General features: G+C 38.8%; 6 protein-coding genes. 4 read left to right on the top strand and 2 right to left on the bottom strand.

Annotated elements, in window-relative coordinates:
• The first annotated feature begins 3 nt into the window (after nt 1-3).
• Nucleotides 4-10,962: a LysM peptidoglycan-binding domain-containing protein gene (locus ACWNCI_RS01905; protein WP_449386964.1), complete on the top strand. Its 10,959-nt coding sequence runs from the start codon at nt 4-6 to the stop codon at nt 10,960-10,962.
• A gap of 227 nt (nt 10,963-11,189) precedes the next feature.
• Here ACWNCI_RS01905 and ACWNCI_RS01900 read toward each other — a convergent pair whose 3' ends face one another.
• On the bottom strand, nt 11,190-12,383 hold the full coding sequence (locus tag ACWNCI_RS01900; RefSeq protein ID WP_449386963.1) for a serine hydrolase domain-containing protein: 1,194 nt from the start codon (nt 12,381-12,383) through the stop codon (nt 11,190-11,192).
• A gap of 246 nt (nt 12,384-12,629) precedes the next feature.
• On the opposite strand from ACWNCI_RS01900, the gene ACWNCI_RS01895 reads away from it, so the two are divergent.
• The gene (locus ACWNCI_RS01895) at nt 12,630-13,361 is read left to right on the top strand and encodes a lipopolysaccharide kinase InaA family protein (protein WP_449386962.1); all 732 of its coding nucleotides are present in this window, start codon (nt 12,630-12,632) and stop codon (nt 13,359-13,361) included.
• A 103-nt stretch (nt 13,362-13,464) separates the two neighbouring features.
• On the opposite strand, the gene ACWNCI_RS01890 is transcribed toward ACWNCI_RS01895, so the two are convergent.
• Nucleotides 13,465-14,928, bottom strand: a complete 1,464-nt coding sequence (locus ACWNCI_RS01890) for an OmpA family protein (RefSeq protein WP_449386961.1) — start codon at nt 14,926-14,928, stop codon at nt 13,465-13,467.
• A 708-nt stretch (nt 14,929-15,636) separates the two neighbouring features.
• On the opposite strand from ACWNCI_RS01890, the gene ACWNCI_RS01885 reads away from it, so the two are divergent.
• Both ACWNCI_RS01885 and ACWNCI_RS01880 read left to right on the top strand, forming a co-directional pair.
• A complete protein-coding gene (locus tag ACWNCI_RS01885; protein ID WP_449386960.1) occupies nt 15,637-16,185 on the top strand; it encodes a hypothetical protein in 549 nt (182 codons plus the stop codon).
• A gap of 83 nt (nt 16,186-16,268) precedes the next feature.
• Nucleotides 16,269-16,964: an ABC transporter ATP-binding protein gene (locus tag ACWNCI_RS01880; RefSeq protein ID WP_449386959.1), complete on the top strand. Its 696-nt coding sequence runs from the start codon at nt 16,269-16,271 to the stop codon at nt 16,962-16,964.
• Nucleotides 16,965-16,994: the final 30 nt, after the last annotated feature.

Below are 16,994 nucleotides of genomic sequence, written 5' to 3'. Positions count from 1 at the left end.
GTTATGAGCCTTACCACGTTAGCCGATATTTTTCGCACGCAAGCAGCTTCGTCAGATGGATATATTACTCTTGACAGTACAGTTCTTACAAATGCTGGTTTTTTACCACAAGATGATCTGGATGTTTTGCTTACAGCCTCTTTTTGTTTGGAAAACAATGCTGATTTTCAAATAAATACCAGTGGACAAAGCATTCCCGATCCCGTAGGTAATACGCTCACGATTACCGGTACCATTAGTATTGGTAAAATTTCTATTACTGAAGCCAATACATCCGTAACAGCTGTTTTCACAGAAGAGGGTACTGCAATTTCATTTGTGGTGCAAACAAAGCTGATTAACTGGCAATTCACCACCAGCTTCCCTTACATGAATGGCTATCCTTTCTCTACTCTACCTTATACAGATCCTTATTTTGTATTTGCTACAGAAGATACAGCAGACTATTCGTGGAATACTCAAAAAATACATTTAAAAGAAGGACAAAACTTTGCCTCTAATCTTACCCTCACCAGTTATCTGCAACCTATCATTTCTTTTTTAGCACCGGGCTGGAGCAGCAGTACAAAAATACCTTTTTTTGGTCCCATTACATTGAATGAAGTAGATAATGAAGTAATCTTACTTCCGGATCTTGACTGGAAAGGCATTATTGACTGGAAAATGCAGCCTCTATCTTTTCTAACGGTAGGCAGTCCTTTTTTGCGATTGGTAGTAGAAACTTTAAAAGATGATGGAACCACTGAAGATTTTGATGAGTATGAAGTAAAACAGCTTCGTGACACAGACCCCAGCAAAGAAGAACCTGATGAAAATATAGACAATAATGATGAAAATGATGAACCTGCTATAGAACAGACACCGAATCTCTATTTTGGCATGTCATTAACGGCAGGTACTGATATACAACTTGACTTCTCAACGATATGGTCAAAAAACAGCAGCACACTTACGATTGCAACTACTTCATCTCCTGATAAACCATTAACTGCCATGAACCTTATCAATCTCATGGCGGGACAAAACTATCTGGCATTCATTCCTCCCACCTTACAGCAGTTTTTACAGGTATTTACATTTAAGGTATTTACCACTACTCTTTCATTGAATGACATGAGTATTATGCGCCTAAGTGCTACTATTGGTTCAACAGGCACCTGGCAACTATTTTCAGATTTTACCATCAATGAATTTAATTTTGTATGGACACTTAATAACCCGAGTAGCCTAAACGGCTCGCTGTATTACTTCGAAAGCGAATTTGAGTTCTTCCCCACTGTATTTAAAAATGCTGACGGTACACCGGGACTTTTTTATATTAAAATCAATAATCAGCTTCAGTTCTGGGGAAATTATGAGGGATCTGTATTACTAAATGATTTGGTTTCCGGTATCACAAACGGTGCCATAGAGATACCTACCGATATAGCCAGTGTGGCATTTTCTAATTTTTTCCTCTATATGGACGTTCCCAACAAAACCTACCGCTTGGGAGCCACCACAGATATAGAATTGAATATCATTACCAATATTGCTATTAAAAACACCACCTTTACAATCAGCAGCTCAGCGCCTGCGGATGGCAAAGGGCCTTCTAAATTTGCAGCCAATATTGCAGGAACCTTTATGCTTGCGCAGTTTTATCTGGATGTTAAAGTTGATTATACCTCTACTGATAATGATTCTTTATGGAACCTTAGTGTATCAACATTACCCGGGCAGATTATCAGATTGGGCGATCTTATGAAACAGATGTTTGAAGCCATCAGCCTTCCTGCAAGCTTCTTACCAGATACCCTTAATATTACACAATTCTCTACTACTGCTATCATACCTAGTGGTAATCAATCAAGTACTTACGAGGTAAAAACAGGTCTGCAGTGGGAATTCACCTTTCCGATTATTAACCAGCCTATCAATATACTAGCCGACCTTCGCATCAAATATGAAAGTTCTACCACTCCCGGGGGTACCGGCAAATACTCTGGCGGTGTGCTGGGCAGTGTGACATTAGAATATTTCAATGCGACTGTTTATATCAGCTACAATTTCGCAGAAAACAATCAAATGCTGGCAATCACCTGGGAAGGCTTTACCGCTACGTATAATGTAAGCGAACAAAGCCGTACGATTGTTTTCTCCATTAAAAACTGGACATTGGGCGGACTGATTACTTCCTTTATGAAGATGTTGTTCAACCCGACATTTGAACTCGATGCACCGTGGGATATACTGAACAAAATAAGCCTGGATGGCTTCTCGGTTACGTACAACCTCGATACAAAAGATATTAAGGTTACCTACAAATTACCTAAAACATTAGACCTTATATTCATTAACATCAATGGGATTAACCTTACCAAAAATCAGAAAGGGGTATTTATAACATTTGATGGGAATTCCGTTGTGCCTTCTATCAACGAGAGTAATTTATTTAAACCTGAAAGTGGCGGACAGGACATTCAGAAAATGCCTGAGGTTCCGGGACAAGGTACCCAGTATTTCGATTTGCGACTGCTGGCAATGGGTCAGCACGTAGAATTGGTAAATCCTGCTCAGTATAATTCTATCAAGGATGTAACAAAGGCAATGCAGGAAGCCTTTACCGAACCAGTACCTGGTACTATCCCTATAGGTCCAGATTCAGGCAATCTACTTCTTCGATTCAATGAAGACAGCAACTGGCTCATCGCCACCAATTTCGGGATATTGAATGCAGGAACCAAAGACAAACCTGTATGGACTCTGGATATGCAGGTGGTATTTAATGATCCTAACCTCTATGGTCTGCGCATCGCTATGGCAGGTGGCAAAGCCAAAGTCTTTGAAGGACTTGATTTTGAGATCATGTATAAAAAAATCTCCGAATCCATTGGTGTTTATCAAATGGATCTTACGCTTCCTAATGCATTACGTTACCTACAGTTTGGCGCAGTCAACATCACTTTACCTTCCATTGGTGTCGAAATTTATACTAATGGTGATTTTACGGTAGACATTGGCTTTCCTTATAATATGGATTTTTCCCGTTCCTTTACCGTACAGGCCATTGTGCCACCGGGTATCCCGGCAATGGGTTCAGGAGGGATCTATTTCGGAAAACTCAGCAGTGCTACTACCAATAAAGTACCTAAAACCAATTATGGGAATTTTAACCCGGTGATTGTATTCGGTATTGGCCTGCAGGTAGGCGTAGGATACAGTGTGAACTACGGTTTGCTCAGCGCCGGCTTCAGCGTTACGATGTTTGGAGTCATTGAGGGTGTAATAGCCGCCTATTATCCTTACAGCGGCACTTTGCAGGAAAGCAATAAAGAACAGGTAGAAACCTCTTATTACTATTATCTGCAAGGAACCATTGGGATTATCGGCAAATTATACGGTTCTATAGATTTCGGTATCATATCGGCAAGTGTAAATATTACCGTGATGGTGTATGCGCAGGCAACCTTTGAAGCTTATAACAAAATACCGTTGGCTATTGTAGCTTCGGTGGATGTCAGGGTTTCTGCTAAATTAAATTTAGGAATCTTTTCCATTACCATTCACTTTACGTTTACCGCCAGAATACGGTTTGATCTTACTATTGGTACAGACCAGACCGCCAAAGCACCATGGAACAATAATCTTCAGGCACCAAACGCTGCAGCTCGCCTATCTTCACCGGCGGCAACAGTACGGATTGCACCCGCCCGACAAGCAACACCACTTGAGGGAGCCAAGCCTGTTTCTTTTGCATCTTTTGCATCAATAGATTCATTTGAAGGCACAGAGCAAAGCGCATCTGATGTAATGGTCATTCGCCGTTCGCCAAACATACCAATAAACTACAGTTCTGTATTGATGACAACGGATTCAGACAGTCTCCCTACATTGAACCTTTATTTTGTGCCGCATTTAACCGTGGCAGGACCTGAAAACGGTAATCTGGGAGATCAGTCTGCACAATATGTAGCTACTTTATTCATTGATGCACCCGACCCGTCAGGTGATAATAACGGAACTACCACTTCTTTTGAATATTTATGCTCTGCTTTTTTCAGTTGGCTGATATTGAACTATATTGACCAGATTCCTTCGCAATCTTCCCGTGCAGAAGTAGCAACAGAAGGTATTTCAAAAGCTGACCTTGATGCATTGATTGCATTCCTTTCCAGCGAAGAAAATCCGTTCCCTATTCCTACCAATGATTTGCTTAGTTTTCTGCAAAACAGTTTTCAGGCATTAAACGTACAGGTTTTACAAGAAGACCTTGCAGCAGCAGCCATCTTCCCGATGTTTTTTGACCTTGAATTAAAAGTGCCGGATATAGGATTAGATATCCAATTTAATAATTATAATATGGCTTCACAGGAATACCTGTCGGCCGTAAAAGAATGGTTTAATGAACTTGCCGTAAAAGTACAGGAAGAAACTTCTTCTGCTGCAAGATTTGCGACTTTGGCCGATCCTCAGCAATGGAGTATGTCGACCTTTGTATTTGAAGACTATTTTGTACTGCTTGGTAAGCAATTGGCAGGCTATGCATCCGATGCTATGGATAATTTCACCTATCGTCTCAGCAATGGCAATAGCTTAGCAGCCATGGTAACCTGGGCCAACAGCATTAGCGTAGATGGAACCAGCAACAACGTAAATATACAGGATATTGCTACAGCCAATCAAACGCATCCGATTAATGGCAATAATCCGGTAGCTATTACAGGAGTGATGTACAACATTTTGGACAGTGATACCTTTACTTCAGTAGCTGCTATATATGCCATCACCGCTACAATGCTCATTACAGAGAACGCAGCTGTTCCTGGCTTGTTGGCTCCGCAAACACTTATCTATGATGGTAATACCTATAATGTACAGCCTACAGATACCATTAATTCAGTTGCTACAGGCTTAAAGACCACACTGAGTGATCTCGCAGCTGATAGTAATTTCCAAAATACGGCAATCCTCACAACAGGTAACTGGCTAATTATTGGAGCGGCAATTTATACGGCTAAAAACGAAGATACCTTTAACAGCATCAGCACCATCATCTACAACAATCTTGATGTAAGTGCCTTACTGATGCAGAACCAAATAACTCCCGGCCTTTTCATTGCGGGAAACAGTTTTGAATATAACAGTATTAAGTATGTAATCGTACCGGGTGACACGCTTACCAGCATGGCAACAGCTATTTCAGTATTAGCAGGCACTACGGTTACACCGCAGGATCTTGCAGGCAATGCTCAGGTACAGGCACAACAGGTGCAACCGCTTGGTCAGGTACTGATACAGCCTTTCATACACACAACTACTGTATTTACCGATGCGGCAAATGCCGATACGCTGGATGCATTGGCACAGCAATACAATACTACAGCAGCTTTATTGGCTACCAACTATGCCAACCAGCAGCAAAATAACTTCTTCTACAACGGCGAAGGATTCACCAATGCCAATATTCCAGGCTTGCAATATTTAACTGTAGGCAGCATTTTGGAATACTTTACTGATAATAACTCTTACGGACAGCTATCCGGTATGGCATCACGCTATCAGTTACATGGTATGCGCCTGCCTACCAATCTGCCGGGACTTACTCTTTCTGCAAATTCACCTTGTACAGGAAACAATTGTGCCCTGTATGCACTAACGGGTCAGGAGTTTGCGCTGCCTGCCACGATACCTGCCGACTTCTCCATACAGCTCATCAACAATTCATTAGGCTGGCTTCAATTCAATGGAAAATCAATGCAGGAAGAAGGTGGTAATATATTGGATATCAAACTAACACCTGAAGATATTAACCAAATCAGCTCGCTGCTTACTTATGCGCAGACAAAAGGTATAAAACCGGATGTTTTGGAGCTGGCACCGATGCAGCCTTTTAACCTGCAACCTGTACAATATACATTCCAGACGACCACGCAGTGGCAGACTTCCGGAGCATTGAATTTACCTTACGGCTCTCCCGACGGTCAAAGTAATGTATCACCACTTATATGGCAATTCCCTTCAGGCCTGCTCAGCCAACTGGCACTGCCTAAAGAGGAAGGTTCTGCATTCAGCATACAGATAGGTCAATATGATGCAGCCAAAGGTGTAATGGATTACTGGCCGTCATCTTATTACGGCTGGAGTACCATGGTAGATATTGAACTCAAACTTCTTGATACCGATTCTACAGCTCCTGTCAATGCTTACAGTTATGAACTGTTAGGCGCAGGCGAAGCAGGTGCTAATATTCTGCAGAGATTGTTATTAGCATTAAATCCAAAATCTGCAAACAATAATCTGGATAAAATAGTTGATATACAATGGTTGTATGAAGGCTCAGACGGTTTGCTATCCGTAGGAATGGAACATATGAAGACCTTTATCGTTCAGGCTAATCTTTCCACAGAAACAAATCCTGATACTTCTGCCATGAGAATGATGGCATTGGAAGAAACAGAAGAAGCACCCAATACAGGAATACTGAACAGTATTTATGATTTCATACGTATGCTATGGGAGTGCAGCATTACCCGTTCAGGAGGCTATTACCTTATGTATAATGAAACGGAAAGTAATACAGGATTCCCTTCCAGTATATTTGGTAAAGGGGATAATGCCAATGTACGCCTGCTCGTTACCTATAGCAGTCAGTACAATAACAAGCCTACAGATTACATGAACTGTGCGATAACCGGTGATAAGATTGATGCCAACTCTTGTGTGGTCTATGCACAAAGTGAAATGCAGGAGGGGTTATCCTACTATGTAAGCTCACCCGATGATACCATTGATACTGTAACTGCCCGCTTCAACATATTGCCTGCCGAAATGGTGGATCTGAATAAAAATGTAACACTCAATACCAAGGCAAATGCAAATGATCCTGCAAAATATCCTGCTCCTACAATCAGTTTTGATGGATTAGTTTGCGAAGTTGGAGCTAACGGTCCTGGCAATACTCTGACCTCTATTGCTACTTACTATAATGTTGATTCAGCAGCAATACAGCAGCTCAATCCTGGCATCACTGATTGGAACAATCTGCCGCTTTGGCAGCTTGTACTATTGCCACAGGTGCAATATACCATCAGTACGGAAGGTAAAGCGGGGTTCACATTTGAAACTATAGCAGCTTATTATTTTATAGATATGGCTACCATGGCCTGGGCTGCAAGAGATGTAGTTAATATTTTTGTGATTCCGACCACTCTTACTATCAACGATCAGATTTTGCATAAAGTAACGGCTGTTCAACAAGGTACTGCTGGTTTCGATCTGAACAGAACCAATCCAAATCCTGATCCCAACAATCAGCCTAAAATTACTGATCCTGATTATGCTGAGGTGTACCTCAACAATATGTACAATCTTCTTAGCTATCAGATTGTAGAAAACAGCTGGTTTAGCGAAAGTGTGGTCGGCTTGCCTGCAGGCCCTGCCAAACCACAAACGCAAGATGATGTGTTGGGTAAAACAGACAACAGCGACGATCAGGATGATCTGATATGGTATTACAACCAGGTCGTACCTATTGCCAAATTTGCCAAAACCAATTCATTTATGACTTATCCGGCCGGGTATCCGCAGGAAGATGACAATCCGTATCGTGGTATTGGTCATCAGGTACAGGTGCATTTTGACTGGGTAGATTATTATGGTAACGTAACAGTAACTCCATTCAGCGATCCTGAATTGGATCCTTCTACACCGGTTAACAATCCGCCGATACAAACCGGCTATGTGGACGAGCTGAAAGGGTTGGGTAAATGGCCAAGTGTGGAATTAAGTTATTTATTTGATCTTGATAATAATAATCAACCGGAACTTAAGTTAGAATTTAACTTTAATATTCAGCGTTATAATGAACTGCCTGATGTACCGGCAGACCAGCAGCAGGACTGGAAACAGAATGCCGCCAATGATCTGCTGACCTATACGAACATATATTATCAGTTAACACAATTAAATCCGATAGATGGTAAGAATACCTTAACCATTACCCTCAGCACATCTCTTACTCCGGGCAAAACTACCGATCTGTCTGGTGAGCAATTTAACCAGATGTTGCAGTTTGTAAAAGACATTTATACTTATCTATCAGCACGCAGCCAGGGTAACGAGGCTACAGCACCTGTCATGAACCCTCTTACCAGCCCTGTCAATATCGCTGATATCGACACCCATTCTATTCTTCAGCTCACCGTCAATCTCGATTTTTACCGTGACCTGCAATATGTTAATACCGATTTTAAAGACAGTGATCTGGTAACTCGTGCCCTTACTCAGGTGAAACCGAAAACAATGTCTACAACAGTGGAGAACGGCACAGATCCGCAATATAGTCTGAATGAATTTGCTGCCTTATTTGAAGCTGCTTTCTTAAGTGCTGGTAACTATGAACTTAAAATTGCCATTGGTACCAATGCTGCAACCGCAGGTGGTGTCAATAACCAGGCAGTGTTCGTTTTACGGATGGGATTAAAATCCGGACAGGGAATTTACTGGCAGGTTAATCAGGCAGGCACTTATCAATTAACTACAGAATCCATTACACAGCTTACAGCAGACGGCGTTCCTGCGGACATTACCACAGCCATCAATACTTTGGTTGGTACTCTGTATGAAAGCAGGGATGAGTTTGATGCCGCATTGCAACAACAACTGAATGAAACACAGTTTACCCAATACCGTATCAACATCTATACTTACAGCCTGCTGAATGCCATATTCTATGCACCTAAACCATTGGCTACAAGTCTTGTTTCCAAAAGCGGAGTACCTATATGCCAATATATCACAGGCCAGGGTCTGGATTGCAGCAAAGGAGAAGTACAAACGTTTACCGGCATAGATATGGATACCTGGGGAGCACAGTCTCTCAATGCCATTGATGTATTCCTGAGTGCAGACTATGCCATACCTGCTTTCCTCGTGGATCAATTAAACGCTGAGGAAGAACAAGAATGGCTGGCAACACAGGGTATTGATGCTACAACTTATTTACAGGCTATCACTAATGCTAAAACCACACTCGCCGGAGCCATCGCTTCAGAAGTTGAACCTATACTTAAAGCGCCGTATGTTTCATCTGAAACAGGTGACAATACAAGTCTCGGCAATGCCAGGGAAAAATTTGAGCAGCAATTGCTCAACCAATTAGGCAATGCCTATACCGTAAATGCCTTGGTTCAATTTGAGGTAACAGCTGAATCAGATTTTACGGCAGACGGCAACTACAAAACACCACCGCGTCTGTATGGCACACCGGTGATCAATAACAAAGCAGACGGCGATACAAAAGAATACAGCATCTCCACCTCCAAGATACAGCTGAACGAAAAAGATGCAACCAATAATGATTCCTTCCTTACGTTCAGTTTTACCACTAAAAATGCAAAAGAATTCACCAGTGTGGATCTGGATATGACTTATGTAGTAACGCATGTGGAATGCGACATCAGTGATGTTTCAGGTATCAACGGGTATCAGGGTTCCAACTGGCTGACCTTCATTATACCGGCCGACGTAAGTAGCAATAACAGCAACACAGCTGTCGGGGCCTCTTTGCAACAAAGCTTAGGTATAGTGGATATACCGGTAGTACTTCGAAATTATCCTACTCCACCTACATTGACTACCCAGACAGGCCAAGGTGTTGCTGTATCAGGAGATACTACCAAAACACGGCTGGCAAAAGCCTCAGAATGGAATTTCATGTATTCCTATACCGAAGATCAGGCGGCACAGGATAAAATATTCTCTGATATTGAGTTCAATATGGTGCCCAATCTTTCCGCAAGAATGTTAGGAGCTCCTAGCCGTGATCTGTTCAGTGACCTGGCTCAGTTTGTGACGGTGTGGCCGCAGGTACTCGATGATTTTAACCTTTATTTAAAACTGATTACCGCTCAATCAGACAGCAGTGATCCTAATCTTACCAATGCCTACTATGCATTGCAGACCATGGTGACCTTAACGAATAATCTTGCTATTGCATGGAGCCAATTCAACGGAATGCTTTTCAATAACCCTAATGACAATGGTACTGCACGCGCTTATGATTTCATTATCCAGCAGACAGACGATACCGATTTCAATAATCGTCTGCTCATAACCATTGTTCCGGCAGCCGATATGTCTTCCGATGATCTGTCACTTTACCGTGGAAATAAAGATGTATTTGAAGCAGAATTGCCGCAGACACCTTACGTGACTATTGATAACTATACAAAAGTGAATGCCACCGATAAGAATGGTGAGCCAATTCCTAATTCGTATTGGTATCAGGCGGCAGATAAAACCTATCTGTCATGGGAGGAATCCTTTAATATCCCATCCCGTAATGTCAACGTAGATGCACTGAATGTCTTACAGTTCCAGTATGCATGGGCCGGTTTGTCCGTTATCCGTAACGAAGACCTCGTTCCGTACAACCCGACCGTGAATGATTTTATTTACCGTACACCACTGGTAAGATTTTCTAATAAACTGATTCCGTTGTTGAGCAGCGACGATACTTTTGATATTGCCAAAATTAATAATGAAGCAGGGATCAATCTGCCGCTCGCACAGCAATTAGCCAACTTCCTAAGCACTTTCTTCACTTATGATGAACTGGCAGAGCAATTGATAAAACTAAGCGTATCATGGAATTACCCTTTATTGGCCACATCAGGCAACCTGATGCCGGCCATCGAATTGCCCGTTTTACTGGCAGCACCATTTACATTTGAAATACCTGCAGATTATGAGATTCCTGCCGGGGGATGTCAGCCGTCTTTCAGCGAATCCGATCCGTTTGTTTGCCGTCTTTCCAATGCTCTTAAAACTTGGTATAGCCAGCATAATCCTATAAACAAAGGGGCCTGGTTCCAGATCGATATAGCAGTATTTTCATCGCTCAGCGAAAGTAAGCTGCCACTGATAGAGCTTAAAAATGTATTATTGTATTATAAGAATATCACAGATATGAATGCGTAGGAAATGAATATATGACCGGAAATTGTGTTTATTCATTAGTAAATTTAAACCAATTATTTATCTATTAAGACAATATTTAATGTAAACTATTTTAGAATAAAACCGACATTTGAGACCTTGGTCTTCAATGTCGGTTTTTATTTACTATAAATATCAATCAATTAAACACTTATCACTGAATATAACTTTTAGAAACCGTAATGCTTTTTTATCTGCAGAGTTTCCAATTAATGGCCCGCTGTCTGTTTCATTTTTAATTCTTTTCCGTATTTGTAAAGTTCCTCATAAATATCAAAGAATTTCCCTTCATCCTCTTCAGTAAGGGAAGTATTAAAAAACACAATTACGGCAATTTCTTTATTCAGATCAGAGAGCATAAAAGTTCTCACACCCGGATCAGAACCATTTTGCCCGATTCTTGTGGCCCCCAATTTAGTAGACCAAAAAATGCCCTGGTTTATTTTAGATATATTGACGTTGACAGGTTTATTAGTATCGGTATATTCAAAACGCAGCATTTCATCGACGGTTTCTTTCTTTAAAATTGTTGTTTTCTGATATTTACCGTCATGAAGGAGACTAATAAAAAAATGAGACAATTCCTGTACGGAAGTTCTTACACCTCCATCAGGATAAGTTACTCCTTCATAGAGCTGGATTTGTACAACACTATCTCCCTTTTTCTCATAGAGTTTAGAATGTTTCTTACTATCAATTTCACTTAAAGCCCAGCCGGAATTTTGCATTTTTAAAGGTTTAAAGATATTTTTTCTGGCATAATCATTAAGCTTTTGACCGGTTCTCAGCTCTATAATGTAACCTGCCAATCCGGCTCCGATATTAGAATAATCGCGGTTTGTTCCTGGTTTTGCGTTTAAGAAATTATCTTTTGAATAGTGTTTTCCGCCCGGTACAAAGTAATTTTTCAAGAAATCCCCTAATGGTTCCGGTTTACGCCCTGCATAGTAATAGGTGCTGTCTGTATAAAATGGGTATCTGTCTGCTAATCCGGAAGTATGGGTGGCCAAATGTCTCAGTGTTATTTTTTCATCAGGAAAATTGGGATTACTTATTTTGAAAGGTAAGTAATGATTAATATCCTCATCCAATGAAACTTTTCCTTCTTCAAGCGCTTTCATCATACATACGCCTGTAAAAGTCTTACTGATGGAAGCAATATTCATAATGGTTGATGAGGTAAATGGTATTTTCGTTTGTCTGTCGGCATATCCGTAAGCATTTGTCCAGGCAACTTTTTTATCAATGATAATTGATGCTCCGATTCCTACTATTCCTGCTTCATTCATTTTTTTTTCAATAAAACTATCTATTGTAGATTTTGCTTTATTTAAAGACTGTCCCCCAATATTTATACAAAAAATAGTTGTCGTTAGAAATAGGGTTATCAATTTCAGTTTCATGTTATTTTAATTTATTTATAACAAATATAATCTTTTATGATCTCGTAAATTTTATCAAAGATGATTAGTTCCAAATAAAATACATTAATCATATGTTAATAATTTCACATAAAAATAGTTAAATAATTTCACATGAATAACCTAATAAATATTTATCTTTGCATATATCACAAAATAGCACACTATATATCTTTCAAACCTAAATTTAATACAACCAGACCATCTTTAAACTTTAAACCAATACATATGAAAATGATTCTTGCCGAAGGTCTTTCTTACTATAAAGAAGAAATAATCTTTACTTTAAAGAAATTTCATAATGAGGGAATTCTGATAGGAGATGAAAACAGAAATATTGTTAAATATTTCTACCTAAATGGGGCGGTATTAAATTTCAAACTATTCAGGCAGCGGAATATTCTCAGCAGGCACACATATAAGTTTTACCGTAAATCGAAAGCCAAATTGTCTTTTGAACATGCACAGCTTCTGATCAGTAAAAATTTCAGGACTCCTAAACCTGTTGCTTATATTGAAAGATACAATTTTACAGGATTAACTTCCTGTTTTTATATCAGCGAGCAAATCGATAATTCAACTGTATTTACTGATATTCTTGATGACAAATCATTTGTAGACAGAGAAAAGATCATCAGACAATATGCTTCCCTAATGCATGAACTTCATAATAATGGGATAGAGTTTGTTGATAATTCTCCAGAAAACTTCCTGATAAAAAGAATAAAAAGGGACTATCAGATCTATCTCGTGGATCTTGATAAAATGAATTTTCATGACAAAATCGGAACCAAAAAACGTCTCAAAAATCTTTCAAAACTGACAAGCGATACAGAAGTACTCGCCATTATTGCTTCTGAATATTCTTCTTTATCAGGAATTCCGGAAGACTATTGTCTTAAAAAGATGAGTAAAGCGGCTCGTAATAAGCATTTAAAAACCAAGACTGCAAAGTATTAAAACTTACACGATATTTGATAGAATCTAAACATTTTAACTTTCATTGTTACAAAAAAAGAGACTGCCATTATGATGACAGTCTCAGAAATTAGAAGTTATTTATTTATTTTGCTTTAAAATATACTCTTCTATTAGCTCTGTTTTTCCATTCAGGACATTTTGAAGCAGGATCACATTCCGGGTATTTCAGATCTGTTTTCCCATTTCCCTGAGCATCCAATTTTGAAGACTGAACGCCGTTCTGAATAAGATAATTTTTTACATTGCTTGCTCTTTTCTCAGATAATCTTTTGTTGTAAGCTTCAGTTCCTCTTGTATCAGTAGCACCTACCACAGTGTAAGAACCGTCAGATGAATTGATATAGCTCACTGCATTATTCAGGATCGGAGTATTTGATGGTAAAATTCTGTCTGAATTAAGATCAAACTCAATACCTTCCAATTTAGTTTCTGTTTCTGCTACAGCTCCCTGCCCCTGAGTTTGGTCTGGACATCCGTTATTTTCTACGCTTCCAGGAACTGTTACACATTTGTCGTAAAGGTCGATTACTCCATCTAAATCTACATCCAAAGCAACACCAGATCCGTCAACTCTTGCTCCTGCAGGAGTATCAAGCTGTCTGTCCCAATCGTCGCAAACTCCATCGTTGTCGGCATCTCCGTTTTTACAAACCACAATATCAGTTGTCTTTGATTCTAAGACATCCATTCTGTAATACATTTCCTGCAAAGGATCATGCCACATCAGATGAGACTCGTGCTTCCCTAGATTTACGGTAAGACCTAAAGTTGTGTTGATGAAGTTATCAGAGCTTTTATTATTTTTACTGTTAATTGCACTGTTGCTTCTACCTCCACCATCAAATGCATCATCAGTAGTTACAACATACATTACTCTTCCCTCAAGATCTAAGCGGTTGCTGATTTTATATTTCAAACCTGCTCCAGCTTGTCCGAATAGTGAACTGAATTTGAATGGTTTAACCTCTGTCATTAATCTTTGTCCAAATTCATCCTTTTGATATGCTCTGTAAGCCAGAGTTCCTATACCTGCATACCCATGTAAAGCCCATCTGTAAGGAGATTTATTATCAACTCTTCTTAAAAGATTTGAGAAGTTGATATCACCCAAAATAGAGATCGCATCGTATTGAGTCCTTGCTCCTACCTGCATATTAGCCGCTGCATTTGCAGGCGCTGCATCTTTTGTATTGAAATATCCCTGTCTTGTTTCACCACGGTCATATTGTAATTTTAAACCAAATGCATGGGTGATTGCTTTATCAACACTGAAATATGCTGAGTACCCAAACAAATCTTTACCAGTCCCTTTATTTGTTTTGATAGAAATAAGGTCTGCAGACTGCATTAAAGGAACCCCTGCCCCGAAGGAAATCGACCAATCATTAAATCTCTTTGAAGAATTAGTGAATGGTTGTACATTAGAAGATCCTGACGAGAAAGTATTAGGATATTCTACATTGTTTGCTACCTGAAGTGAATCTTGTGCAAATAAGCATGTGGGTAATGCAATTGCCAACGACAAGATTGATAGTTTTGATTTCATATGATATTTTTTAATGTTTCCTTAACAAAAAGGCGGTTCGAGTTTTATATAAGCATAAAACAAAATCACCTTAATTTTAGAGTTTCAGCTCGTGGTCATCATTATTCAATTATTATACCATAACTATCTAAAAGCCGTATTTCAGAAGGATAAGAGTCACTTAAAACGTATTTGAAATAAAAAAATATGGTATCCATAAACTTGCATATCAGCCATTTATAAGCTTTTAATATGCCAAACATAATATTTAAAAAAAATTTAAATTTAATTTCTATTTAAAGCGAAAATTGAACTATTAATGATAGTTTTTTAAGTTTAATTTTAACCAATTCAAGATAACTCTAAAATATTACATCAAGTTTTTATCAAAAATATATACACTTTTTGCCGAATAAATCGTTAACATTTATTTAATATATATTCACTCATATCATATTAATATATGTTAATTCTCAATTAATGATGTGAAACAGTAAAACGAAAAAATCCGGAACCAATCTCTAATTGCGAATATTTTTGAAATTAAAATAAAGTATTAGTTTACAACATATTAAAATATATCAATATATAATGAATAAACTATAAGGCTAAAACTTAACGAGAGATGTTAAATTTTTTCTTTACATTTGCTAGGAGGAAATATAAAAATTGTTTTTTATTATTTATTTTTGATAGATGTACCAGATTATAAGACAGAAAAATTACCTTATGAGAAAAATAATTCTACTATTTACATGTTTGTTCGGTATTTCGGCTTTCTCACAGATTAAAGTGCTGAAAAACGAAAGTGTGGTGGAAATTGGTAAAGATAATTCCGTAGGTTTATATAAAAAAGAAGATAAATTTACCATAAATTATCAGGATCTGAACACAGCTAATCTGAATACATTCAGATCTTTTTCTTTCCAGAATCTTAATAAAGATGTATCCGGACTTTATGAGCTTATCACAAATGGCTTCATTGATGCTCCTTCCAGCAATATTGTCCTGGAACTCCCTAATGATATTATTGAGCTTCACTTCGAAAAAAACTTCGGACAGCCAACCGTTCAGTTTATACAATATATCAATAAGAATAAAAAATACGTCGGTAAATCTCAGTTTCTGAACAAAAAACAGATCGATAAGATTTTCGGCAGGCAAAACGGAAAATCGGCAATGTATGAAAAACCTGCACCAGCAAATATGAATTCAACATCAGGCTCAACCAACGGAGGAGCTTCCAATACCAGTAAGGACAGGAAAACAAAGAAATAATCAATTTTAATAAGATTAAACAGGCTCATTCATCATAATGAGCTTTTTTATTTTTATTTTTGTAAAAAAGATCATTACTAATTATGTCTCTTCAGATAAACAATTTAACCAAAAAATTCGGTGATCAGACCGCACTGAACAACATTAATATTTCCATCGACAGAAACGAAATCATCGGACTTCTGGGCCCTAACGGAGCCGGAAAATCTACTCTGATGAAATCTATTGTCGGAGCTCTGAAAATTGATGAAGGAGAAATAATTTTTAACGATAAAAATATTACTGAATCTGAAATAGAAAGCAAAAAAAACATAGGCTTTCTTCCTGAAAACAATCCGCTTTATCTTGAGATGTTTGTGAAGGAATATCTGCATTTTGTTGCCGATATTCATAAAATTCCCGCTTCCAGAGTAGATGAAGTTATTGAACTTGTAGGGATAACTCCTGAAAGATCAAAGAAAATAGGACAGCTCTCCAAAGGGTACAAACAAAGAGTCGGGCTTGCCCAGGCTATCATCCACCAACCGGATCTGCTGATCCTGGATGAACCAACGAATGGTCTGGATCCTAATCAGATTATCGAAATCAGAAATGTAATAAAGGAAATTGGACAGCAAAAAACAGTATTGCTTTCCACCCATATCATGCAGGAAGTAGAAGCACTTTGCTCACGCGTCATCCTTATTCATAAGGGAAATATTCTTCAGGATTGTCCGATTGGGGAGTTCAAAGGTAAATTCGGAAGCCTGGAAGAAGCTTTTGCCAGCTATACCGCATAAAACGAAAAAGCTCCAAATTGGAGCTTTTCT

It is taken from the genome of Chryseobacterium lineare (assembly GCF_977014045.1).
Note: the sequence above shows the minus strand (reverse complement) of the source record. Positions and strands in the feature narration are given on the sequence as shown.